Below are 23,775 nucleotides of genomic sequence, written 5' to 3'. Positions count from 1 at the left end.
TTCAGCTCTCGGCAAAACTTTAAAGGCCCCGGCGATTGTCTCGCCGGGGCCTTTTTTCATCAGGCTGAGCGCAAGACCCGTACGGGCACGCCCTTGTAGGCCGGCGTGCCGGAGCGCCTGTCGTGATCGGCCATGGCGATCACCGCGTTCATTTCGGGATAATAACCGGCAATGGAGCCCCTGGGGATATCGTAGGCGACAGCGGTGTAACCGGTCACGCCGCGCGGGCGGTCGTCACCTGAAAACAGCGAGCGGATGTCGATGCGGTCGCCATCGGCAAGCCCGCGGGCGGCCAGATCCTCGGCGTTCATGAACACCACGTCGCGGCGGCCGAACACGCCGCGATAACGGTCATCCATGCCGTAGATGGTGGTGTTGTACTGGTCGTGGGCACGAAGTGTCGTCAGCACCAGGGCATCCGCGGAAAGACCTGCGCCGTCTTCCTCAAGCCCGCGCGCCACGAGAAACGTTGCCTTGCCCGATGGCGTGTTCCAGACACGGTCGGACGCACCGACGGTCAGGCGAAAGCCGCCCTTGACGCGGACGCGGGCGTTGTAATCGGCAAAATCGGGAAACACGACTTCGATCTTGTCCCGGATGCGGTCGTAGTTTGCGAGCATCCCGTCCCAGTCGATGCCGTAACGGTCACCCAGCGTCGCCTTCGCCATGCCGACAACAATGGCCGGCTCCGATAGAAGCAGTTCGCCCGGCGGGTTGAGAAAGCCGCGCGAGGCATGCACCATCGACATGGAATCCTCGACCGTCACCGATTGCGGACCCGATGCCTGCACATCGAGATCGGTGCGCCCGAAGCAGGGCAGGACGATTGTCGTCTTGCCCGTCAAAAGGTGCGAGCGGTTGAGTTTTGTGGCGATGTGGACGGAGAGATCCAGCTTGCGCATCGCTTCGAACGTGTACTCCGTATCGGGCATGGCGACGGCGAGATTGCCGCCGAGGCAGATCAGGGCTTTTGAGGTGCCGTCATTGATCGCGTCCACCGCTTCCACGGCATTGTGGCCCTTGTCGCCAGTCGGGCGAAAACCAAAGGCCCGTTCGATGCCATCGAGGAGGGCCGGCGTCGGAATTTCGGTAATGCCGACGGTGCGGTCACCCTGCACGTTTGAATGGCCGCGCAAGGGGCAGATGCCGGCGCCTTCACGGCCGATATTGCCGCGCAGCAGCAGGAAATTGGCGAGCTGCTGAACGTTTTCCGTGCCATGCGCATGCTGGGTGATGCCCATGCCGTAGCAGGCAATCACCTTCTTCGCCTTGATGTAGACATCCGCTGCGCCACGCAGAGCCTCTTGCGTGAGGCCCGACTTCAAAACAATGGCTTGCCAGGAGGTTGCATCGATATCCTGCCGCAACGCTTCAAGCCCGATGGTGTGTTCGGCGAGGAAATCCCGATCGAGAACGCCCGGTCCACCGGCGTCACTGTCGGCATCGTCGCGCTCGAACACGGCCTTCATCAGGCCCTTGAGGGCGGCGAGGTCACCGCCGGCCTTCACCTGATGGTAGGCGGAGGCAATCGGTGTGGAAGAGAACGTCGCCATCTCCACCGGGTCTTGCGGCGAGGCAAACTTTTCGAGCGCCCGTTCCTTCAGCGGATTGAACACAATGATCGGCACGCCGCGCCGTGCGGCCTCGTGCAGTGTCGCCATCATGCGCGGATGGTTGGTGCCGGGGTTGTGGCCGAAGCTGAAGATGGCGTCGCAATGATCGAAATCCTCCAGCAGCACCGTGCCCTTGCCGACGCCGATCGATTTCGGCAGGCCGACGCTGGTCGCCTCGTGGCACATGTTCGAACAGTCGGGAAAATTGTTGGTGCCATAGGCGCGCACAAAAAGCTGGAACAGGAAGGCGGCCTCGTTGGAGGCGCGTCCGGACGTGTAGAATTCTGCCTGATCAGGGTTCTCCAGCGCGTTCAGGCCCTCGCCGATCAGTTTGAAGGCGTCAGCCCAGTCGATCGGCTGGTAACGGTCCAGCTTGGCGTCGTAGATCATCGGGTGCGTGAGGCGTCCCTGATCCTCGAGCTGATGGTCGGTCCAGGTCCACAATTCGCTGACCGTATGCTCTGCGAAAAATTCCGGGCCGATGCGTTTGGCGGTGGATTCCCAGGTGATCGCCTTGGCGCCGTTTTCGCAGAACTCGAAGGATGAGGTGTGTTTTGGGTCGGGCCAGGCGCAGCCGGGGCAATCGAACCCTTCCGCCTGGTTGGCCTTCAGCAGGGTTGCGCTGCCCTGGGCGACGATCTGCTGTTGGGAAAGGGCCTTGGCGACAGCGCGCAAAGCGCCCCATCCGCCGGCTGGGGCATCATAGTTCTTGATGCCTGAAGGTCTTTTACTGGACATGAGAGACTCCAAATGCTTCCGGCGACCGCAGGCCCGAAAAGTGGTCAAAACTTGGCTTTCATCAATCTACACGACAAAAAGTGCATGTCGTCTTGTCGATTTCCCGCAAATGGTGATGTTGTTGACATGGGAGTGGCTGTGACGGTCCCTGACCTGGCGACTATCAGCCGGCGCGCAAAAAACGGATCGCCTCGTCGCGCCGGTGCATGTAGAGCAGCACGCGCAGTGCCTGGCCCCGCTCGCCGGTGAGATCCGGATCCTTTTCCAACAGGTAGGCCGCATCCTTGCGGGCGATTTCCAGAAGATCCGCATGGGCTTCCAGGCTTGCGATGCGAAAACCCGGCGTACCCGATTGACGGGTGCCCAGCAATTCGCCTTCGCCGCGCAGTTTCAGGTCTTCCTCGGCAATCAGAAAACCGTCCTCGCTGTCGCGCAAGATCGAAAGGCGTGCCTTGCCGGTTTCGCTGAGCGGCCCCTTGTAGAGGAGGATGCACGACGAGGCTTCGTCACCGCGGCCGACACGCCCGCGCAGCTGGTGCAGCTGGGCGAGGCCAAACCGTTCGGCATGCTCGATGACCATGATGGTGGCATCCGGCACATCAACGCCGACTTCGACAACGGTCGTGGCCACAAGCAGGCGCAGATCGCCCGCCTTGAAGGCTGCCATCACCGCGTCCTTTTCGGCACCGTTCATGCGGCCATGGACAAGGCCGACCTTCGATCCCATCTGCGCCCCAAGCGCCTTGACCAGCACCGCGTGGCGCTCTTCCGCCGACATCAGCTCCGAGGCATCCGATTCCTCGACCAGAGGGCAGATCCAGTAGGCTTTCTTGCCATCGGCAATCGCGGCGCGCAGGCGTCCGATGATGTCGTCCAGCCGCTCTGTCGGCACCGTCACCGTCTGGATCGGCTTGCGGCCGGCCGGCTTTTCCGTGAGCTTGGAGACATCCATGTCGCCGAAGGCGGCGAGCACCAGCGTGCGCGGAATGGGGGTCGCCGTCATCACCAGCATATGCGGGGAAATGCCTTTCGCCGTGAGGCGCAGGCGTTGATGCACGCCGAACCGGTGTTGTTCATCCACCACCGCCAGCATCAGATCCTTGTAGACGATGGCATCCTGAAACAGTGCATGCGTGCCGACGATAATCTGCGCCTCGCCGGAGGCAATGCGCTCCATCACCGCGTCGCGCTCGCGGCCCTTGACGCGGCCGGTGAGCACCTCGACCTTCAGGCCGACCGCTTCGCCAAAACGGCTGATCGTTGCAAAATGCTGCCGCGCCAGAATTTCCGTCGGCGCCATCAGCACTGCCTGACCGCCGGCCTCCACCGCATCGGCCATGGCCATCAGCGCCACCAGCGTCTTGCCGGCCCCGACGTCACCCTGCACCAGCCGCAACATGCGCTCGTCTCTGGCGATATCGGTGCGGATTTCGGCGATAGCCTGAAGCTGGCTGCCGGTCAGCGAAAAGGGAAGGGCAGCCTTGATCGCGGCGGAGAGGCGTCCCTCGACGCGGATCGGCCGGCCGGCAACTTTTCGCAGCTTCTGGCGCACCAGCGCCAGCGACACCTGGCCCGCCAGAAACTCGTCATAGGCCAGCCTGCGGCGCGATGGCGCCTGGGGATCGAGATCATGGGCGTCGCGGGGATCGTGCAACTGGCGAAAGGCATCCGAAACGGAGGGCAGGCCCTGTTTCTGCTGCAGCGCCAGATCCATCCATTCGGGAAATTCCGGTAGGCGCGCAAGCGATCCCTCCACCGCCCGGCGCAAGACCTTGGGCATCAGCCCGGCCGTCATTGGATAGACCGGCTCCACAAGCGGCATGTCGCCGACCTCGGACACTTTCATCATCAGGTCCGGATGCACCATGGAGGGCCGGCCGTTGAACCAGTCCACCTTGCCGCTCACCATCACCTGCTCGTCGATGGGCAGGGCCTTTTCCAGCCAATTGCCCTTGGCGCGAAAGAAGGTCAGCGCCAGTTCACCCGTCTCGTCATGCAGGAAGACGCGGTAGGGCATGTTGGAGCCCGGCGGTGGCGGCTGATGACGGTCGACGCGTCCCTCGATGGTGACGATGGCGCCCTGCGGGGCAAGCGCAATGCCCGGCCGGTTGCGCCGGTCAATGATCGAGGAGGGCGCATGGAAGAGCACATCCACCACACGGCAGTCCTCTGCGTCCTCGCGATTGGTGACGCGGGCGATCAGTTCGGCGAGCTTCGGGCCGATACCGGCAAGGCTTCCGACGGGGGCAAACAGGGGATCAAGCAGGGCAGGACGCATGGCCGGCAAAATGCGCTGGAATTTGGCCGCTTGGCAAGGCTGACACAGAGAAGTTTTCATCCTATATCAGCGGCTCAACAAAGGTTTGAATTCCATGACTGGACTGACACGCACCAGCGCTGATCTCGATCCCCGCCGCCGCCGGATTCTTTACCGCTGTTGGCATCGTGGCATTCGCGAAATGGATCTCGTGTTCGGCGAATTTGCCGAGAACCATATTTCCGAGCTGTCGGACGCCGAACTCGACGAGTTCGAGACGATCATGGCCGAAGAAGACCAGGATCTTAACCGCTGGATCACCGGCGCTGATCCAATGCCGGAGCATTTGCCCAAAGTGATGTTTGCGCGGCTTGCCGCCTATCGCCCGGACTTCGACATCGTGACGATCGAGGCTTTGAAAGCAAAGCACGGACTGAGCGAATGATTTCAGGTTTCGACGCGAAAAAGACCGCTGCTTCTGCGGCGGGGCTGACCATTGCCAATGTGCAGGCCGGCATGGAGCCGCTGCTGCTCGCCGAACTGGCGCGCACCGGCCAGCCGGTCGCTTATGTCATCTCCGATGGCCAGCGCATGGCCGATATCGAGCAGATGCTGTCTTTCGTCGCGCCCGATATTCCGGTGCTGACGCTGCCGGCCTGGGATTGCCTGCCGTATGACCGTGTGTCGCCCAGCGCCTATGTGTCGGCACGCCGTCTGACGGCGCTGTCTGGCCTGATTGCCCATGCAAAAAAGCCGCATCCGGCCATCGTGCTCGTCACCGTCAATGCCATGATGCAAAAGATCGCGCCGGCTGAGGTGATCGACAGCCTTGCGTTTTCGGCCCGTCCCGGCAACGTCATCCGCATGGACGATATTGCCGCTCGCCTTGAGCGCAACGGGTTCGACCGGGTGTCGACCGTGCGCGAAGTTGGCGAATTTGCCGTGCGCGGCGGCATTCTTGATGTCTTCGTGCCCGGCACGGAAGAGCCGGTGCGGCTCGATTTCTTCGGCGATACGCTGGAAACCATCCGCACGTTTGATCCGGCAAGCCAGCGCACGACGGGGCAGGCCCGCTCGCTCGACCTCAACCCGATGAGCGAGGTGACGCTGACGCCGGATACGATCAGCCGTTTCCGCAAATCCTATCTCTCCACCTTTGGCGCGGCGACCCGCGACGACGCACTTTATCAGGCCGTTTCCGAAGGACGGCGTTATGCCGGCATGGAACACTGGCTGCCGTTGTTCTACGAGCATCTGGAAACCGCCTTCGAATATTTGAAGGGGTTTCGCATCGTCACCGATCACACGGCGCGCGAGGCAGCCCAGGAACGCTCCAAGCTGATCCTCGACTATTTTGATGCGCGCCAGAACACGGTGACCACAGGCAAAGGCACGACGGCGCAATCGGCGCCCTACAAGCCGGTGTCGCCGGGCCAGCTTTACCTGACGGGCGGTGCCTTCGCCGATCTGCTGGATGCCGCCGGCGCCCTTCGTCTGACGCCGTTCAACGAGCATGATGGGCAGGCGCGCCGTGTGGTGACGCTGGATGCCCATGCCGGGCCCCGCTGGGCAAAGGCGCAGGCTGAGGCTGAAGCGGAGCGGGCAAACCGCGACGAGCGGGTCAATGTCTTTGATCTCGTCGTCAAGCACATTGCCGACAAGCGTGCCGAGGGCTCGAAGGTTTTGATCACCGGCTGGTCCGCCGGTTCGCTCGACCGCCTGCTGCAGGTGCTGGACGAGCGCGGCCTGAAGCGCATCCGCCAGATCGAAAAATTCTCCGATATCAAGACGCTCCAGAAAGGCGAGGCGGCCTCTGCCGTCTTCAGCATCGAGGGTGGTTTCGAGACCGGCGATCTCGTCGTCATCGGTGAACAGGATATTCTCGGCGACCGCATGGTGCGCCGCTCCAAGCGCCGCAAGCGCGGTGCCGATATCATTGCTGAAGTGGCGGGCCTCGATGAAGGCTCGCTGGTGGTGCATGCCGAACACGGCATCGGCCGTTTTGTCGGCCTCATCACCATCGAGGCAGCCGGTGCGCCGCGCGCCTGTCTGGAACTGCATTATGCCGATCAGGCAAAGCTGTTCCTGCCGGTCGAAAACATCGATCTTTTGTCGCGATACGGTTCGGATGCGGCGGAAGCCCAGCTCGACAAGCTCGGCGGCGGCGCCTGGCAGGCCCGCAAGGCCAAGCTGAAGAAGCGTCTGCTCGACATGGCGGACGCGCTGATCAAGCTGGCCGCAACGCGCATCACGCGGCGCGCGCCGGTGCTTGAAACGCCCGAAGGGCTCTACGACGAATTTGCCGCCCGTTTCCCCTATGACGAGACGGAAGATCAGGCGAGCGCGATTGATTCGGTGCGCGGCGATCTCGCTGCCGGACGTCCCATGGACCGCCTCGTTTGCGGTGACGTCGGTTTCGGCAAGACGGAAGTGGCGCTGCGCGCCGCATTCTTCGCTGCCATGAATGGCGCGCAGGTGGCGGTCGTCGTTCCCACCACGCTTCTCGCCCGCCAGCATTTCAAGACCTTTCGCGAGCGGTTTCGCGGTCTGCCGATCCGGGTGGAACAGGCGTCGCGTCTGGTCACCACCAAGGAGCTGAACCAGACCAAGAAGGATATTTCCGAAGGCAAGGTGGATATCGTCGTCGGCACCCATGCGCTGCTGGGCACCGGTATCAAGTTTGCCAATCTCGGCCTTCTCATCATCGACGAGGAGCAGCATTTTGGCGTGAAGCACAAGGAAAAGCTGAAGGAACTGAAGAGCGACGTGCATGTGCTGACGCTGTCGGCGACACCCATTCCGCGCACGCTGCAACTGGCGATGACCGGGGTGCGCGAACTGTCGCTGATCACCACGCCGCCGGTCGACCGCATGGCGGTCAGAACCTTCATCTCGCCATTTGATGCGCTCGTCATCCGCGAAACCCTGATGCGCGAACATTATCGCGGTGGCCAGAGTTTTTATGTCTGCCCGCGTCTCGCCGACCTGCCGGAAATCCAGGCTTTTCTCCAGTCGGACGTTCCCGAACTGAAGGTCGCCATCGCCCATGGCCAGATGGCGGCGGGCGAGCTGGAAGACATCATGAATGCCTTCTACGACGGCCAGTATGATGTGCTTTTGTCGACCACCATCGTCGAATCGGGCCTCGATGTGCCCACAGCCAACACGCTGATCGTTCACCGCGCCGATATGTTCGGTCTCGCCCAGTTGTACCAGCTGCGTGGCCGCGTCGGCCGTTCCAAGGTGCGCGCCTTTGCGCTCTTCACGCTGCCTGTCAACAAGACGCTGACGACGACGGCCGAGCGGCGGCTGAAGGTGCTGCAATCGCTCGACACACTCGGCGCCGGCTTCCAGCTCGCGAGCCACGATCTCGACATCCGCGGCGCTGGCAATCTTCTTGGCGAAGAACAGTCCGGCCACATCAAGGAAGTCGGCTTCGAGCTTTACCAGCAGATGCTGGAGGAGGCGGTTGCCGAGGTGAAGGGCGACGACGAAATCCTCGATACCGGCTGGTCACCGCAGATTTCCGTCGGCATTACCGTGATGATCCCGGAAAACTACGTGCCGGATCTTCACCTGCGCATGGGTCTCTACCGCCGCCTCGGCGAGTTGACGGATCTCTCCGAAATCGACGGTTTCGGCGCCGAGATGATGGACCGTTTCGGCCCGATGCCGGTGGAGGTGCAGAACCTGTTGAAGGTCGTCTACATCAAGTCGCTCTGCCGCACGGCCAATGTCGAAAAGGTGGAAGCAGGCCCGAAGGGCATCGTGCTGCAACTGCGCGACAAGCTGTTCCCGAACCCGGCAGGCCTCGTCGGTTATATTGCGAAGCAAGGCTCGATGGCAAAAATCCGCCCCGACCACTCGATCATGCTGTTGCGCGACCTGCCGACACCGGAAAAGCGGCTGACGACGGCAGCCCAGATCATGACGCAGCTGGCGGAGCTTGCAAGGAAGGGCTGAGGTCGCGCCTCAGCCCTGCTGGTCCGAATTTTCCGGCTTCACGGCAATGGTGGCTTCACTCTGCCCGGCAACGGGTGGGGGAAGCGTCACGCCGCGGGCGCGTTCGCGTGACAGGGTGAGCAGGCCTGAGCCGACGATGAGGGCAATGCCGAGGCCCATCCAGAGATCCACGTGATCGCCGAAGATCAGATAACCGAGGAGGATCGCCCAGAGCATCTGGCTGTACTGGATCGGGGTTACGATGGCGGCGGGCGCATAAAAGGAGGCGACCATCAGCAGCACGGTTCCGACAGCCGCGAGGAGCCCGAAAATAACGATCAGAAACACGTCATAGGCGCCCGGCATCATCAGGTTCGGCAGCATGGCGATGGCGCAGACGATAAGGCCGCCAAGAAGCCCCGCGCCATACATCGAGATGTTCTTTTCGCTGGGGCCGAGATAGCGATAGATGATGACGGAAACGGCCCCGGTAAAGCCGGAGGCGAGGGCCGTCAGGTGGGCAAACGACAGCTCGCGAAAACCCGGCCGAAGCACCACCAGAACCCCCAGAAAGCCGACGGCCACCGCCGTCCAGCGCTTTGCCCCGACCTTGTCCTTCAGGAAGATCACCGACATGATCGTGGCAAAGGACGGCAGCAGGAAAATCAGGCAGAAGGCTTCCGCCATGGAGAGATGCGTGAAGGCGATGATGCTGCCGACCGTACCGATGGCCGAGCAGAAAAACCGCAACAGCCAGAGCGGCCGGTTGGTGGTGCGCACCATGTCCGTCCAGTGATCGCCGGACTTCAGCAGGAAGGGCACGGCGAGAACACCGACAAGCGTCCCAAGGAAGCCCGCCTGGAACGGCGGCACGCGCCCCTCCACCATCTTGATGGCAGCATCGCTGAAGGAATAGGCGGCAAAGCAGGCAAAGGCGATCAGAACGCCCTTCAAGGTCGAATCGGAAGCACGCAAACGAAATATCCCGGCGAGGTTCTTGTCCTGCCGGGATAGGTCCGATGCGCCTGTCCGTCAATTCGCAATGTCATGCCGCGGTCGGCGCACACCGGTGTGTCGGTCAGTTCATGCCAGCACGGGCCTCCGTTTTCGCCTTGGCAATCTCGCGAAAAGCATTGGCCAGCACATCCGGCGTCTGCGCACCGCTCACCGCATATTGCTGGTCGATGATGAAGAAGGGCACGCCATTGACGCCCATCGTCTGGGCGGCCTCGATCTCGGCAATCACCGTGTCCTTGTCTGCCTCTGATTGAAGCAGCGGAGCGATGACGGCACGCTGGAGCCCCGCCTGTTCGGCAATGTCGAGCAGGACTGCGTGATCACCGACATTGCGTCCCTCTTCGAAATTGGCCTTGAACAGCAGATCGACCAGCTTGTCCTGGATCACGCGGCCCTCGATCATCGCCCAATGGATCAGACGGTGAGCGTCCAGCGTGTTCGGGCCAATGCGGATCGCATCGAAATCAAAGGCGATGCCGACTTCACGGCCAAGCCCGGTCAGCATCTCGTGTCCGCGCTTGACGGCTTCTGCCCCGCCGAGCTTTGCCTCGAGCGCTGCCTTCTGGTCGACACCTTCTGCCGGATAGTCCGGGTTGAGGCGATAGGGGCGCCAGTTGATGTCGATGCCCACCTCGTCCTGCACTTCGGCGATGGCCAGTTCCAGCCGTGCCTTGCCGAGATAACACCAGGGGCAGACCACGTCCGAAACGAGGTCGATTGTCAGTTTTTCCATCGCAAGGGTCCTTTGGTCAGGCGAGGTCGGTGTGGCGCTATTGCGCGCGGACGTCCCACCAGGTTGGCAACTGGTAGCCGTAGAGCGGCACCGTGTCGGGATGGGCAATGGTGCGCCAACGCGCCACCCATTGCTCGGGGATATGGTAGAGCGGCACCATGTAGAAGCCGGCAAGCAGCAGCCGGTCATAGGCGCGCACGGCGGTGGTAAAGTCCTCTTTCGATCGGGCATTGAGCATGGCCTGGATCACGCGATCGACATCGGGATCGCCAAGGCCTGCAAAGTTGAAGCTTCCCTGCCGGTCCTTCGAATCGCTTGCCCAGCGCCCGACCTGCTCGATGCCCGGAGACAGCGACGAGGGATAGGACTTCATGATCACGTCATAGTCGAAACTGCCGGAGCGGCTCTGGTACTGCGCGTCATCAACGGTGCGGATCGCGGCGTCAACGCCGATCATCTTCAGCGTGCGCTGGAAGGCGATGGCGACTTTTTCCTGGTCCTGGCTCTGCGTCATGATTTCAAAGGCAAGCGGGCGACCGCTGCCATCCACCATGCGGCCCTTGTCGATGCTGTAGCCGGCCTTCTTCAACCGCTCCACCACCTGGCGCAGCACCTTGCGGTCACCGCCGGACCCGTCTGTCTGCGGCAGAACGGGCTTGCCGGCCAGAATGTCGGCGGGGATGCGAACCTTCGCCTGGCCGAGCAGCGCCAGTTCCCTGTCGTCGGCGGCATGACCAAGCGAGGAAAGCTCGGAATTTTGCCAGTAGCTTTGCGTGCGGGTATAGGCGCCATCGAAGAGGTTGCGATTGGCCCATTCAAAATCAAAGGCCAGCGTCAGCGCTGCACGCACATCCGGGTTTTCAAACATCGGGCGGCGCAGGTTGAACACGAAGCCCAGCATGCCGGTCGGCAATTGCGGCTTGAACACGTCCTTCACCACCTCGCCGTTGGTCACCGCCGGAAAATCATAGGCGCGGGACCAGTGGGTGGGGTTGCCCTCAAGATAGACGTTGATCGCGCCCTTCTTGAAGGCCTCGAACAGGGTGTTTTCCTGCAGGAAATATTCAACTGAAATCTGGTCGTAATTGTCAAAGCCGACCTTGGAGGGAATGTCCTTGCCCCAGTAATCGGCGCGGCGCTCATAGACGATCTTCTGGCCGGGCTGGACCGACGTGATTCGATAGGGGCCGGAGGCGACCGGAATTTTTAAGGTAGACTGGTCAAAGCTGTCCACATCCACGGCATGTCTGGGCAGGATCGGCGTACCCGTCGCCAATATCAACGGAAACTCACGATCCGCCTTGCCGTTGAAGGTGATGCGGACACCGTGTTCGCCGACCTTTTCCATCTTCTCGATCGGCAGCATGCGGTTGCTGAACGGGGTGCGGCCCTTGTCGCGCAGCACCTCCAGCGAGAACATCACATCCTCAGGCGTCACCGGCTCGCCGTCGGACCAGCGTGCTTTGGGATTGAGGTTGAACTGGATAAAACTGCGCGCCTCGTCCGTCTCGACGCTTTCAGCCAGAAGCCCGTAGAGCGTGAACGGTTCGTCGGACGAACGCACCATCAGCGTTTCGTAGATCAGGTTGCCGAAGATATTGTCCCAGATGCCGCGCGCCGTGGTGCGGATGCTCTTCAGGTTGAACGGATTGAGGCTGTCGAAGGTGCCGACGACGCCATAGGCAATGCTGCCGCCCTTCTTCACCGCCGGGTTGACGTAAGGGAAATGCTGAAAATCAGGCGGCAGTGCCGGCTGCCCATGCATGGCAAGTCCATGCTGGGGGGCGGCACCTGCAGAACCCGTAAGGGAAGGGCCGGCCAGCAGGAGTGCTGCCAGCGACAGGGTGATCAGGTGGCGCATCCTCTACCTCTTTGTCTCTTCGCGATTCGGCTCAAACTAACGCATAGGACCGTCAAAAACCAATATAGCGCCGCGAAACTTGGAAAGGGCGGAGCGAATTTCAAAAGTAGTGCTGGATATCGCAGGCGCTGCGATGTAACAGATTTGGCCGAACACGCGGGTCATTCAATTGCCTTATTTAAACGACAGGTGAGGGACCACGACCCCGGCACGGAGCGGCACAACTGCTTCGAAAAACCGCTTTCAGGAGACGGATTCTGGTATGATGCTTAAGGCAAACAACGTTCTGCGGACGGCAATGTCCGCTCTCGCACTTTCCATCGGCGCTCTTCCGGTCGCAGCTTTCGCCCAGAACGCTGCCGCCCCGGCTGGCGCTCCGCCGCTTGGCTGGTTCAAGACGTGCGAAAAGCAGGACGACAGCGATGTCTGCGCCGTGCAGAACGTGCTTCTGTCGCAGAACGGCCAGCTGATCACGGCCGTTGGCCTGATCACCGTGGAAGGCAAGGTCAACCGCAAGATCCTGCAGGTTTCGGTTCCGTCCGCTCGCCTCATCCAGCCCGGCGTGATGATGCAGATCGATGGCGGCAAGGGCCAGAAGCTCGATTACGTGCTTTGCATTCCCGACCGTTGCACGGCTGAAGTGCCTTTGAGCGATGCAATGATCGCAAGCCTCAAGAAGGGCAATGAGGTGGTCTTCACCTCGATCAATTTCCGCCGCGCGCCGAACCCGATCAAGGTTTCTCTCGGTGGCTTCACCGGCGTTTTCGACGGCCCGGCAATTTCGCAGTCGCAGCTGGCTGAAAGCCAGCGCAGCCTGCAGGAAAGCATGCAGAAGAAGGCCGAAGAAGCACGCAAGAAGCTGGAAGACGCCCAGAACGCTGCCAAGGCTGGTAACTGATAAACGACTGGCTGAAAGGTCATTCGTCTCAATGAAAAGCGACGCTGCGGATCATCGCAGCGTCGTTTTTTGTTGAGCCCTTCGGGCGATCGGCCGGCTTGCCTTCAGTGGGCAAGAATCGCCTTCGGGCGCAGCTGCCCGGACGGTGCCCGATCAAAGATCTGCGATACATGCGGATTGCGCAGCGGTTCACCGCTCTCGTCATGCATCAGGTTCTGCTCGGATACATAGGCGACATAGGCCGTCTCGTCGTTTTCAGCGAGCAGATGGTAAAAAGGCTGGTCCTTGTGCGGACGGATTTCTGCCGGGATAGAATTCCACCATTCTTCGGTATTGGCGAATTCGGGATCCACATCGAACACAATACCGCGGAACGGAAACACCTTGTGGCGAACGACTTCGCCGATCGTGAATTTTGCGTTTCTCTGTTTCATGATGCGAACTTCCTTTCGCATGACATGTGGTTATTCATCAAACTGACATCAAGTGGCTGGCAGGTCCATGAAAATTCAGGGTTCTGCAGGGAAAATCGCGTTTTCAATCTCAAGGCGCAGTCAGGCGGATCTCTCGCGTCCATGAAAAAAACCGGCAGGTGAGACCTGCCGGTTTCCAATTCCAGATCGCGATCGAGCGTCGATCAGATCGAGTAATACATATCGAATTCGACCGGATGCGGGGTCATTTCGAAACGCATGACTTCCTGCATCTTCAGTTCGATATAGGCATCGATCTGGTCGTCATCGAAGACGCCGCCGGCCGTCAGGAACTTTCGGTCCTTGTCGAGGCTGTCGAGCGCTTCGCGCAGGCTGGCGCAGACGGTCGGGATCTTCTTCAGTTCCTTCGGCGGCAGGTCGTAGAGATCCTTGTCCATGGCCTTGCCCGGATGGATCTTGTTCTTGATGCCGTCGAGACCGGCCATCAGCATGGCGGCAAAACCGAGATAGGGGTTCTGGGCCGGATCGGGGAAGCGTACTTCCACGCGCTTGGCCTTCGGGCCGGAGCCGAACGGAATGCGGCAGGAGGCCGAACGGTTGCGAGCCGAATAGGCAAGCAGAACCGGCGCTTCATAACCGGGAACCAGACGTTTGTAGGAATTGGTCGTCGGGTTGGTGAAGGCGTTAATGGCCTTGGCATGCTTGATGATGCCGCCGATATAATAAAGGCAGGTTTCCGACAGGCCCGCATATTCGTCGCCGGCAAAGGTCGGCTTGCCATCCTTCCAGATCGACTGATGCACGTGCATGCCCGAGCCGTTGTCGCCATAAATCGGCTTCGGCATGAAGGTTGCCGTCTTGCCATAAGCATTGGCCACCTGATGCACGACATATTTGTAGATCTGCATCTTGTCGGCATTGCGCACCAGCGTGTCGAACTTCACACCCAGTTCGTGCTGGGCGGACGCCACTTCGTGGTGATGCTTTTCAACGACGACGCCCATTTCGGTCAGCACCGTCAGCATTTCCGAGCGCATGTCCTGCAGGCTGTCGACCGGAGGAACCGGGAAATAGCCGCCCTTGACGCGCGGACGGTGGCCGAGGTTGCCCGTCTCATAGTCGGTGTCGTCGTTCGACGGCAGTTCCGACGAATCGAGCTTGAAACCGGTATTGTAGGGGTCTGCCTTGTATTTCACGTCGTCGAAGACGAAAAATTCCGGCTCGGGGCCAACAAACACCGTGTCGCCGATACCGGAGGCCTTCAGATAGGCTTCTGCCTTCTTGGCCGTGCCGCGAGGATCGCGGTTATAGGCTTCGCCGGACACCGGGTCGAGAATGTCGCACATGACGACCATGGTCGACTGGGCAAAAAACGGGTCCATGTGGACGGTGGCCGGATCCGGCATCAGCACCATGTCGGACTCGTTGATGGCCTTCCAGCCGCCGATGGACGAGCCGTCGAACATGACGCCATCGGCGAACATGTCCTCGTCGACCGCCACGACATCCATCGTCACGTGCTGCAGCTTGCCTTTGGGGTCGGTAAAGCGCAGATCGACGAACTTGACGTCGTTCTCCTTGATCTGTTTCATGATGTCGCTTGCGGTCGTCATGGTCTCTCCCTTGGATATGAAATAATGGCGTTATCCGGTTCTTTGCAGCCGGATTTATGACGCAGGTTCAGATGGCGTCCACGCCGGTCTCGCCGGTGCGGATACGAACCACTTCTTCCACGTTGGATACAAATATCTTGCCGTCGCCGATGCGTCCAGTCTGGGCCGCATTGCGGATGGCGTCGATCACGGCATCGACATTCTCGTCAGCCAGCACGACCTCGACCTTGACCTTCGGCAGAAAGTCCACGACGTATTCCGCGCCGCGGTAAAGCTCCGTATGTCCCTTCTGGCGTCCGAAGCCCTTGGCCTCTGTCACCGTGATCCCCTGCAGTCCGACCTCTTGAAGCGCTTCCTTAACTTCGTCGAGTTTGAAAGGCTTGATGATCGCTTCGATCTTTTTCATGAGAAAATGTCTCTCCGCTTCTCCCTTGGGAGCAGGCCATTGCCCGCTCGCCCTTGTTGATGCAGGTATCGTGCCAAACCAGGACTGAGTTTGGCAGAAATCCTTTACCGGTTGCCGAGCCCTGGTCGCTCAGCCGGTATGCATATGGCAGGCTATGGTTTCACGATGCCGGTGGCAAGAGGTGTCTGGAAACTTCACCTCCTGCTTTTCGCGCGTAAACCCTGCCTTTGTTTCGATGTGGATTTTATTTGTTCAAATGCCTAAAATATAGACGTTTTCTGTGAAATTTTCGGGGTTGCGTTTTCGGCTGCCTGGGCTTGAATGGCGCGATGTTTCCAAATGCACCAATTCTGCTCACACCGGACGAGATGGCGGCTGTCGATACGGCGGCGGCCGCCTCCGGCCTTTCGTCGTTTTCGCTGATGGAGCGGGCAGGGCAGGCGGTCGCCGCGGCCGCGCTCAAATTTTATCCCGGCACGCAGCGCTTCCTCGTGCTGGCCGGGCCCGGCAATAACGGCGGTGATGCCTATGTGGCCGCACGGGCGCTTTGCGGCGCCGGAGCAAAGGTGGAGATCCATGCGCTGGCAGACCCGGCGTGCCTTACGGGAGACGCCAGGCAGGCCTTCGACCTCTATGCGGGCGAAGCGCCTGCTGTTTTTCCCCAGCCGCTTCATCTTTATCGACCGGCAGAGGGCGATCTTGTGATCGACGGCATTTTTGGCGCAGGCCTGTCGCGGGACGTGCCAGACGACGTGGCCGATATCATTGCGCGCGTCGAAAGGGCGGGCATCCCGGTGCTGTCGATCGATCTTCCCTCCGGCGTCTGCGGCGCTCGTGGCCTTGTGCTGGGTGCTGCCTTCAAGGCGGAGCGCACGGTCACCTTCATGACGCGCAAGCCCGGCCACCTGCTGATGCCGGGACGGGCGCTCTGCGGCGCGGTGGAGGTGTTCGATATTGGCATTCCCCAACGCATCCTTGCGCAGAACTTAGGCCAACTGGCCGTCAACGTTCCCTCTGCATGGCGCGCATCGGCTCCGACGCTTGGCAGCGAGACGCACAAATACCGTCGCGGCCATCTCGTCGTGTTCAGCGGCGGGAAAAGTCACACAGGCGCCGCCCGCCTTTCGGCAGCCGCTGCCCTCCACATGGGCGCAGGGCTGGTGACCATTGCCTCGCCCGCCGAGGCGCTGTCGGAACAGGCACCGGCGCTGACGGCCGTCATGCTCAGGCAGATCGACACGAGCGGCGATCTGCAAGACTGGCTGGCTGCGGGAAAACTTGCCGCCTTCGTCATTGGCCCGGGTTTTGGCATCGGCGAGAAAGCCCGCGATTTTGTGCGCGCGATTGCAGAAAAGCCGGTGGTGGTCGATGCCGATGCCATCACCTCGTTTGCCGCAGGCACTGGCGTGTCAGCGCCCGAGGACCTGTTTTCACTGTTTGAGCAGGGCGAGACGCGGCTGGTGCTGACGCCGCACGAAGGTGAATTCGGGAGGCTTTTCCCCGATCTTGCCGGCGATGCGAGGCTTGGCAAGGTGGAAAAAGCAAGGGCGGCGGCTCTGCGCGCGCATGCCGTCATCGTCTACAAGGGAGCAGACACGGTGGTGGCGCATCCGGACGGTCGCGCGCTGATCAACGAGAACGCCCCGCCCTGGCTTGCGACGGCAGGCTCCGGCGATGTGCTGGCCGGGCTGATCGGAGCGCTTCTGGCGCAGGGCATGCCGGCCTTCGAGGCTGCCGCTGCCGGTGTTTTCCTGCATGGAGAGGCAGGCATGAGAGCCGGGCTTGGCCTGACGGCCGAAACCCTTGTCCAACACGTCCGCCCGATCGAGGCCTTGCGTAAGGTGTCTTCCTGAACCCGCCTTTACGGCAGAAAGTCGAGACGCATCGCCACGCGGCGGGCGGGATCAAGCCCCTGTCGTGCCTCTTCCTCCAGAATGTGCGCCAAACGCTCGGTGCAGGCTTCTTTCTCCACGATGCGAAAGCCAAGCGTCGCGTAAAATGGTGCATTGAATGGGGCGAACCGATCCGTGGTCAGCGTTGCACCTTGAAGCTTCTGCGACCGACCTTCAAGGAGAAGGGCCTGCACCAGACGCCGGCCAATGCCCTTGCGCTGGAAGTCGGGGTGAACATCCATCTCACCGATATGCAGCCAATCACCATCGGCGATAGAACCACCGGCATAGCCGACCGGACCTGTGCCCAGGAAAGCCGCGACCAGCATGCCCGCATCGAGGTAGGTCTGCAATTCGTCCAACGTGGCTGCTGATGCTTCGCCAGTGACGGCACCTGCCGCCTGAAGGGTGGCAAAGGCTGCAAGCTCGATGGCTCGCAGGCTTTCAAAGTCCGCCCTGCCTGCTGCGGCAATGCGAACCTTAAAAGCATCGGTTTGCGTTACCGCCTTCACGGCGCCACTGATTTTTGCAGATGGCGCGCACCGTTTGGCGCATTCACCTTGCCGCCGGAGATGAAGAAGGCAAAGACATCGCGCGGTTTTACCGACCCCTGATGGTCCGGTGCATTGCGTGGCAGATCCTTTGGCACGCCGCCGCCCGCATAGATTTTGAACCGTTCTGCCCAGAGATCAATGTCTTTCGGCGGATAGCAGGTCGGCGTGTCATCCGTTCCCTTTTGCAGCCGGGCATAGACGAAATCGGCCGTGACATCGGCAAACATCGGATAGTCGGGATGATCGGCACAAACGGCCGCCACATTGTATTTTGCCAACGTGTCGACAAATTCCGGCGTGCAGAAACTCTCATGACGGGGCTCCACCACGTGGCGAAGCGGCAGGCCGTCGAGCGTTTTCGGCAATTGCTGGAGAAAGGCCTCGAAATCATCAGGCTCGAACTTTTTCGTTCCCATGAACTGCCAGAGGATCGGGCCGAGATGAGGCCCCAGTTCGGCAATGCCCTGGCCGAGAAACTTTTCGATCGAAGGCCCGGCTTCCGCTAGCACCTTGCGGTTGGTGCAATAGCGGCTGGCCTTCAGGGAAAAGACAAAATTCTCCGGCACCTCTGCCGCCCATTTGGCAAAGGTGGCCGGCTTCTGGCTGGAATAATAGGTGCCGTTCACCTCGATGGCCGTCAGTTCACTGCTGGCAAATTCCAGTTGACGCTTTTTGGTGAGTTTTTCCGGATAAAACGTGCCTTCCCAGGGATCGAAGGTCCAGCCGCCGATGCCGGTGCGGATTGTGCCGGATGTGCTCATGCGATGTCCTCTCGATCCAAGGGTGGCGGCAGGCGGCAGATCCTTATTCTGCCGCTTCGACTTTGCGAACCGGCCGGCGCTCCAGCAGGTCTTTCAGGAACTGGCCCGTATAGGAGCGCTTTTCCTTGACGATGGCTTCCGGCGTGCCCGTTGCCACGATCTCGCCGCCGCCAGTGCCGCCTTCCGGGCCTATATCGATGACCCAGTCCGCCGTCTTGATGACTTCCAGATTGTGCTCGATGACGACGACCGAATTGCCCTGGTTGACCAGTTCGTGCAGCATTTCCAGCAGCTTTGCGACATCGTGGAAGTGCAGCCCGGTGGTCGGCTCATCCAGAATATAGAGCGTGCGGCCGGTCGAGCGTTTCGACAATTCCTTGGCCAGCTTAACGCGCTGCGCCTCGCCGCCCGAGAGCGTATTGGCCTGCTGGCCGACCTTGATATAACCGAGGCCGACATCGAACAGCGCCTGCAGCTTGTCGCGCACAGCCGGAACCGCCGAGAAAAAGTCGACGCCTTCCTCCACCGTCAGGTCGAGCACGTCGGCGATCGACTTGCCCTTGAAGGTGACATCCAGCGTTTCGCGGTTGTAGCGTTTGCCGTGGCAGACATCGCAGGTGACATAAACGTCCGGCAGGAAGTGCATCTCGATCTTGATCACGCCATCGCCCTGGCAGGCCTCGCAACGGCCGCCCTTGACGTTGAACGAGAAGCGGCCCGGCTGATACCCGCGGGCTTTTGCCTCCGGAAGGCCGGAAAACCAGTCGCGGATCGGCGTGAAGGCGCCGGTATAGGTGGCGGGGTTCGAGCGCGGCGTGCGCCCGATCGGCGACTGGTCGATATCAATCACCTTGTCGATGAATTCGAAACCGTCGATGCGGTCATGGTCGGCCGGGATTTCGCGGGCCCCCATGACGCGGCGCGCCGCCGCCTTGTACAGCGTCTCGATCAGGAAGGTCGACTTGCCGCCGCCGGATACGCCGGTCACAGCCGTGAAAAGCCCGAGCGGCACGGCGGCCGTGACATTCTTCAGATTGTTGCCACGGGCGCCGAAAACCTTGAGCTCCTTGCCCTTCTTCGGCTTGCGCCGTTCGGCCGGCACGGGCACACCGAGTTCACCGGAGAGATATTTACCCGTCAGCGATTTCGGATGCGCCATCACCTCCTGAGGCGTGCCGGCGGCAATGACCTCGCCGCCATGGATGCCGGCAGCCGGGCCGATATCAACCACGTAATCGGCCGACAGGATCGCGTCCTCGTCATGCTCGACCACCAGCACGGTGTTGCCGATGTCGCGCAGGTGTTTCAGTGTGTCGAGGAGACGGGCATTGTCGCGCTGGTGAAGGCCGATCGACGGTTCGTCCAGCACGTAGAGCACGCCGGTGAGGCCCGAGCCGATCTGCGAGGCGAGCCGGATGCGCTGGCTTTCGCCGCCCGACAGCGTGCCGGAATTGCGCGAGAGGCTCAAATAATCCAGCCCGACGTCGTTCAGGAAACGCAGCCGCTCGCGAATTTCCTTGAGGATGCGCACGGCAATCTCGTTCTGCTTGGCGTTCAGCCGCTCCGGCAGATCCTCAAACCAGTCGCGTGCCACCTTGATCGACATCTGCGTGACTTGACCGATGTGCAGCTTGTCGATCTTGACCGCCAGTGCTTCCGGTTTCAGGCGAAAACCTGAGCAGGCCGGGCAGGGTGCCGCCGACATGTAGCGTTCGATTTCCTCGCGCGCCCAGGCGCTGTCGGTTTCCTTCCAGCGGCGCTCGAGATTGGGCACGATGCCTTCGAAATTCTTCGTCGTTTTGTAGGCGCGTGCGCCGTCGACGTAATGAAACTCGATCTTTTCGTCCGTACCGTGGAGGATCGCGCCCTGCGCCTCTTTGGAAAGCTTTGCCCAGCGGTCCGACAGCTTGAAGCCATAGACCTTGCCAAGGCCTTCGAGCGTCTGGTTGTAGTAGGGCGAGGAGGATTTGGCCCAGGGCGCGATGGCGCCATCCTTCAGCGTGCGCTCCGTCTCCGGGATGATGAGCGCTTCATCGACCTTCTGCTGCGAGCCGAGACCGTCGCAGGTCGGGCAGGCACCGAAGGGATTGTTGAAGGAAAACAACCGCGGCTCGATTTCCGGAATGGTGAAGCCGGAGACGGGGCAGGCGAATTTTTCCGAAAACAACACCCGCTCATGGGTCTCGTTGAGCGACTTGTTGGCGGAACCGCCGGCAGAGGTTTCCTCCGGCGGCAGCGGCTTGTCGGCAAATTCGGCAATCGCCAGACCATCCGCCAGCCGCAGGCAGGTTTCCAGACTGTCGGCGAGACGCGCGCCGATATCGGAGCGCACCACGACACGGTCGACCACCACGTCGATATCGTGCTTGTATTTCTTGTCGAGCGTCGGGGCTTCGGCGATCTCGTAGAAGGTGCCATCCACCTTCACGCGCTGAAAACCCTTCTTCATGAGGTCGGCGAGTTCTTTCTTGTACTCGCCCTTGCGGCCGCGCACGAGGGGCGCCAGGATATAGAGGCGGGTGCCCTCTTCGAAGGCCAGCACCCGGTCCACCATCTGGCTCACCGTCTGGCTTTCGATGGGAAGGCCGGTGGCGGGCGAATAGGGAACGCCGACGCGCGCAAACAGAAGGCGCATGTAATCGTAGATCTCGGTGACGGTGCCAACCGTCGAGCGCGGGTTTTTCGACGTGGTTTTCTGCTCGATGGAAATAGCCGGCGACAGGCCGTCGATCTGGTCGACGTCAGGCTTCTGCATCATTTCCAGGAACTGGCGCGCATAGGCCGAAAGGCTTTCGACATAACGCCGCTGGCCTTCCGCATAGATGGTGTCAAAGGCCAGGGATGATTTTCCCGATCCGGACAGGCCGGTCATCACGATCAGGCTGTTGCGGGGCAGGTCGAGATCGATGCCCTTGAGATTGTGCTCGCGGGCACCGCGAATGGAAATCGTCTTGAGTTCGCTCATCGTGAAAAGGCTCTGTGGGAGGACAAGTCCCTTATCTAGTGATCCATCGGCCGGTGTCGAGGCGAAAGGCGTTGCCGAGTGGCTTTTCGATTCGTGCTACGCATCCGGGCGTTGACAGGATCATAGCGGAATACTAGAACAAAGAAAGAACAAATTTGCTTGTGGATTACCGATCTCCAAAACCCATTCACGACCGGCAATGGGGTAGAGTGGGAAAGGTTTTTAAAATTCGCGTGCCGCATGCGGCAGCAGACAAGGTGAAAAAATGGCTGGCAGCGTCAACAAGGTAATTTTGATCGGCAATCTCGGCGCCGACCCGGAAATCCGTCGGACGCAGGACGGCCGGCCGATTGCCAACCTGCGCATTGCAACGTCTGAAACCTGGCGCGACCGCAACAGCGGCGAGCGCAAGGAAAAGACCGAATGGCACAGCGTGGTGATCTTCAACGAAGGTCTCTGCAAGGTTGCCGAGCAGTACCTGAAAAAGGGTGCAACGGTTTATATCGAAGGCCAGCTGCAGACCCGCAAGTGGCAGGACCAGACCGGCAATGACCGCTACTCCACCGAAATCGTGCTGCAGGGTTTTAACTCCACGCTGACCATGCTGGGTGGTCGTGGTGAAGGCGGCGGCGGGCAGGGCGCTGGCTTTGGCGGCGGTCGTTCTGGCGGCCAGCCGGCTGGCGGTGGTGATTTCGGTGGCGGCTATGGCGACGATTATGATCGCGCGCCGGCATCGTCCAGCCGCGGCGGCCAGCCTTCCGGTGGCGCTGCCGGCGGCGGTTTTGCCCGCGATCTCGACGACGACATCCCGTTCTGATTCTTCTATAGCTATCGTTCAGGATGCGGCCGGCGAAGCGGATGTTTCGCCGGCCGTTTTATCTTCGAGCATGGCGACCAGCGCGTCGGATTGCGAGATGATGCCGGTCAGTCGGTTGCCCTCGCGCACCACCGGCAGATGATGCAGGCCACCTTCGGCAAAGGCGATGATAGCCTCGGCGATGGGCGTGTCTGCCAGCACCGTGCGCACGGGCGCCGTCATGATGTCCTTCACCGTATCGTTCGGCGCCGACGCGCCTGACAGGATCAGGCTCAGCCGTTGTCTGAACGCGATGCGCGGACGCCCCGCCACCCAGCGCGGCTTGTGCAGGAAATCGCTCTGCGTGACGATGCCGATAACTTCTGCCCGGTCGTTGGTCACCGGTAGCGCATGAAACCGGTATCGATGCATCAGGGCATAGGCTTCGCGAAGGCTGGTATCGGGCGCCACCGCCACGACATCGCGTGACATGATGCTGGCGCAGTCGGCATGCTGCGCGCGGCGGCGGTAGGAGCGCAGTTCGGTGCGCCGCAAAATGGTTTCGAGGTCGCCACGGTCGATATCCAGAAACCGGTCATAATCCTTCAGTACCTCGTCCAGATCTTCTGTCAGAAATCCGATGCGCGCGAGCGGCGCCGGATCGGCTGTTGCGCGGGGAAAGGGCTGCAGGCGGTGCGGATAGATGCCTCCGGTCAGACGGTGAAAGACAAGCGCGCTTGCAAGCAGCAGCAGCGAATTGCCAAGAACCGGCCATAACACGAAACCGAACCCGAGATCGTGAACGGCAGCACCGCCAACGACGGCGGTCAGCGCCACGGCGCCGCCCGGAGGATGCAGGCAGCGGCATGCCGTCATCACAGCGATCGCAAGACTGACAGCAAGCGCTGCGGCAAGAACCGGGTCTGCTACCAGAACGGTTGCTGCCACACCCATCAATGCCGAAAGCCCGTTGCCGCCGACCACCGACCAGGGCTGCGCCAGCGGGCTGGAGGGCACGGCAAATAGAAGGACAGCCGAGGCGCCCATGGGGGCAATCAGCGCCGGGGCAGCAAGGCCCAGTTTCAAGGCAAGCAGGCTTACGACAGCCGTCACGGCAATTCCGGCGAGTGCGCCCAACGGTGCGCGGATGCGTTCCTTCAGGCTGAGCGGCGGCGGCGTGGGCAGAAAGCGGCGGAGGTCAACAATGGATTTCATGTCATATGCCTGGGATGCGGAAGAAGGCGGTGTGAAGACCCTTTTTCCGGCAGCAGAGGAAGCAGCAACGCCATGCAGCG

General features: G+C 61.1%; 17 protein-coding genes. 5 read left to right on the top strand and 12 right to left on the bottom strand.

The genetic code is table 11. The features are described 5' to 3' along the window. Positions 1-59: 59 nt before the first annotated feature. Together AC4CWF_RS10340 and recG are read right to left on the bottom strand one after the other, a co-directional pair. Entirely contained in the window at positions 60-2,351 is a 2,292-nt protein-coding gene (locus tag AC4CWF_RS10340; protein ID WP_491281602.1) for an FdhF/YdeP family oxidoreductase, read from the bottom strand. 163 nt (positions 2,352-2,514) lie between these two features. Next, a complete protein-coding gene (gene recG, locus AC4CWF_RS10335; protein WP_491281601.1) occupies positions 2,515-4,629 on the bottom strand; it encodes an ATP-dependent DNA helicase RecG in 2,115 nt (704 codons plus the stop codon). A gap of 94 nt (positions 4,630-4,723) precedes the next feature. On the opposite strand from recG, the gene AC4CWF_RS10330 reads away from it, so the two are divergent. Together AC4CWF_RS10330 and mfd are read left to right on the top strand one after the other, a co-directional pair. After that, positions 4,724-5,053, top strand: coding sequence for a succinate dehydrogenase assembly factor 2 (locus AC4CWF_RS10330; protein WP_491281600.1), 330 nt, complete (start codon positions 4,724-4,726; stop codon positions 5,051-5,053). Beyond that, the gene (gene mfd / locus AC4CWF_RS10325) at positions 5,050-8,571 is read left to right on the top strand and encodes a transcription-repair coupling factor (RefSeq protein ID WP_491281599.1); all 3,522 of its coding nucleotides are present in this window, start codon (positions 5,050-5,052) and stop codon (positions 8,569-8,571) included. Before AC4CWF_RS10330 ends, mfd begins: the two co-directional genes overlap by 4 nt. Positions 8,572-8,580: 9 nt before the next feature. Here the strand turns inward: mfd and AC4CWF_RS10320 are convergent, their stop codons facing one another. From AC4CWF_RS10320 to AC4CWF_RS10310, 3 genes are all read right to left on the bottom strand, one after another. Then, complete coding sequence (locus AC4CWF_RS10320) at positions 8,581-9,525, bottom strand: DMT family transporter (RefSeq protein ID WP_491281598.1); 945 nt, start codon at positions 9,523-9,525, stop codon at positions 8,581-8,583. A 103-nt stretch (positions 9,526-9,628) separates the two neighbouring features. Beyond that, positions 9,629-10,300, bottom strand: coding sequence for a DsbA family oxidoreductase (locus AC4CWF_RS10315; protein WP_491281597.1), 672 nt, complete (start codon positions 10,298-10,300; stop codon positions 9,629-9,631). 37 nt (positions 10,301-10,337) lie between these two features. Beyond that, positions 10,338-12,161 carry an extracellular solute-binding protein gene (locus tag AC4CWF_RS10310; protein WP_491281596.1) on the bottom strand — a complete coding sequence of 608 codons (1,824 nt, stop codon included), beginning with the start codon at positions 12,159-12,161 and terminating at the stop codon, positions 10,338-10,340. 262 nt (positions 12,162-12,423) lie between these two features. Between AC4CWF_RS10310 and AC4CWF_RS10305 the strand changes: the two genes are divergently transcribed. Beyond that, positions 12,424-13,059, top strand: coding sequence for an invasion associated locus B family protein (locus AC4CWF_RS10305; RefSeq protein WP_491281595.1), 636 nt, complete (start codon positions 12,424-12,426; stop codon positions 13,057-13,059). Between the two features lie 104 nt (positions 13,060-13,163). Here the strand turns inward: AC4CWF_RS10305 and hspQ are convergent, their stop codons facing one another. From hspQ to AC4CWF_RS10290, 3 genes are all read right to left on the bottom strand, one after another. After that, entirely contained in the window at positions 13,164-13,493 is a 330-nt protein-coding gene (gene hspQ / locus AC4CWF_RS10300) for a heat shock protein HspQ (protein WP_491281594.1), read from the bottom strand. A 203-nt stretch (positions 13,494-13,696) separates the two neighbouring features. Beyond that, positions 13,697-15,106, bottom strand: a complete 1,410-nt coding sequence (gene glnA, locus AC4CWF_RS10295) for a type I glutamate--ammonia ligase (protein WP_491281593.1) — start codon at positions 15,104-15,106, stop codon at positions 13,697-13,699. Between the two features lie 67 nt (positions 15,107-15,173). Beyond that, positions 15,174-15,512 (bottom strand): P-II family nitrogen regulator, encoded by a 339-nt coding sequence (locus AC4CWF_RS10290; protein WP_062554525.1) that lies wholly within the window; start codon positions 15,510-15,512, stop codon positions 15,174-15,176. Positions 15,513-15,841: 329 nt separating this feature from the next. On the opposite strand from AC4CWF_RS10290, the gene AC4CWF_RS10285 reads away from it, so the two are divergent. Then, positions 15,842-17,365, top strand: coding sequence for an NAD(P)H-hydrate dehydratase (locus AC4CWF_RS10285; protein WP_491281592.1), 1,524 nt, complete (start codon positions 15,842-15,844; stop codon positions 17,363-17,365). 8 nt (positions 17,366-17,373) lie between these two features. On the opposite strand, the gene AC4CWF_RS10280 is transcribed toward AC4CWF_RS10285, so the two are convergent. From AC4CWF_RS10280 to uvrA, 3 genes are all read right to left on the bottom strand, one after another. Further along, positions 17,374-17,766, bottom strand: coding sequence for a GNAT family N-acetyltransferase (locus tag AC4CWF_RS10280; protein WP_491281591.1), 393 nt, complete (start codon positions 17,764-17,766; stop codon positions 17,374-17,376). A 146-nt stretch (positions 17,767-17,912) separates the two neighbouring features. Then, entirely contained in the window at positions 17,913-18,719 is an 807-nt protein-coding gene (locus AC4CWF_RS10275) for a DUF72 domain-containing protein (RefSeq protein WP_491281590.1), read from the bottom strand. A gap of 43 nt (positions 18,720-18,762) precedes the next feature. After that, the gene (uvrA, locus tag AC4CWF_RS10270) at positions 18,763-21,684 is read right to left on the bottom strand and encodes an excinuclease ABC subunit UvrA (protein WP_491281589.1); all 2,922 of its coding nucleotides are present in this window, start codon (positions 21,682-21,684) and stop codon (positions 18,763-18,765) included. 265 nt (positions 21,685-21,949) lie between these two features. Between uvrA and AC4CWF_RS10265 the strand changes: the two genes are divergently transcribed. Next, positions 21,950-22,501, top strand: a complete 552-nt coding sequence (locus AC4CWF_RS10265; protein ID WP_491281588.1) for a single-stranded DNA-binding protein — start codon at positions 21,950-21,952, stop codon at positions 22,499-22,501. Between the two features lie 18 nt (positions 22,502-22,519). Here the strand turns inward: AC4CWF_RS10265 and AC4CWF_RS10260 are convergent, their stop codons facing one another. Beyond that, a complete protein-coding gene (locus AC4CWF_RS10260) occupies positions 22,520-23,695 on the bottom strand; it encodes an HPP family protein (protein WP_491281587.1) in 1,176 nt (391 codons plus the stop codon). Positions 23,696-23,775: the final 80 nt, after the last annotated feature.

It is taken from the genome of Neorhizobium sp. PAMB6630, assembly GCF_058242775.1.
Note: the sequence above shows the minus strand (reverse complement) of the source record. Positions and strands in the feature narration are given on the sequence as shown.

What these genes read in the sequence shown, in the direction of transcription:
- AC4CWF_RS10340 (WP_491281602.1), bottom strand. Translation starts at nt 2,351, where the DNA reads ATGTCCAGTAAAAGACCTTCAGGCATCAAGAACTATGATGCCCCAGCC.
- recG (WP_491281601.1), bottom strand. Translation starts at nt 4,629, where the DNA reads ATGCGTCCTGCCCTGCTTGATCCCCTGTTTGCCCCCGTCGGAAGCCTT.
- AC4CWF_RS10330 (WP_491281600.1), top strand. Translation starts at nt 4,724, where the DNA reads ATGACTGGACTGACACGCACCAGCGCTGATCTCGATCCCCGCCGCCGC.
- mfd (WP_491281599.1), top strand. Translation starts at nt 5,050, where the DNA reads ATGATTTCAGGTTTCGACGCGAAAAAGACCGCTGCTTCTGCGGCGGGG.
- AC4CWF_RS10315 (WP_491281597.1), bottom strand. Translation starts at nt 10,300, where the DNA reads ATGGAAAAACTGACAATCGACCTCGTTTCGGACGTGGTCTGCCCCTGG.
- AC4CWF_RS10310 (WP_491281596.1), bottom strand. Translation starts at nt 12,161, where the DNA reads ATGCGCCACCTGATCACCCTGTCGCTGGCAGCACTCCTGCTGGCCGGC.
- AC4CWF_RS10305 (WP_491281595.1), top strand. Translation starts at nt 12,424, where the DNA reads ATGATGCTTAAGGCAAACAACGTTCTGCGGACGGCAATGTCCGCTCTC.
- hspQ (WP_491281594.1), bottom strand. Translation starts at nt 13,493, where the DNA reads ATGAAACAGAGAAACGCAAAATTCACGATCGGCGAAGTCGTTCGCCAC.
- glnA (WP_491281593.1), bottom strand. Translation starts at nt 15,106, where the DNA reads ATGACGACCGCAAGCGACATCATGAAACAGATCAAGGAGAACGACGTC.
- AC4CWF_RS10290 (WP_062554525.1), bottom strand. Translation starts at nt 15,512, where the DNA reads ATGAAAAAGATCGAAGCGATCATCAAGCCTTTCAAACTCGACGAAGTT.
- AC4CWF_RS10285 (WP_491281592.1), top strand. Translation starts at nt 15,842, where the DNA reads ATGTTTCCAAATGCACCAATTCTGCTCACACCGGACGAGATGGCGGCT.
- AC4CWF_RS10275 (WP_491281590.1), bottom strand. Translation starts at nt 18,719, where the DNA reads ATGAGCACATCCGGCACAATCCGCACCGGCATCGGCGGCTGGACCTTC.
- uvrA (WP_491281589.1), bottom strand. Translation starts at nt 21,684, where the DNA reads ATGAGCGAACTCAAGACGATTTCCATTCGCGGTGCCCGCGAGCACAAT.
- AC4CWF_RS10265 (WP_491281588.1), top strand. Translation starts at nt 21,950, where the DNA reads ATGGCTGGCAGCGTCAACAAGGTAATTTTGATCGGCAATCTCGGCGCC.
- AC4CWF_RS10260 (WP_491281587.1), bottom strand. Translation starts at nt 23,695, where the DNA reads ATGAAATCCATTGTTGACCTCCGCCGCTTTCTGCCCACGCCGCCGCCG.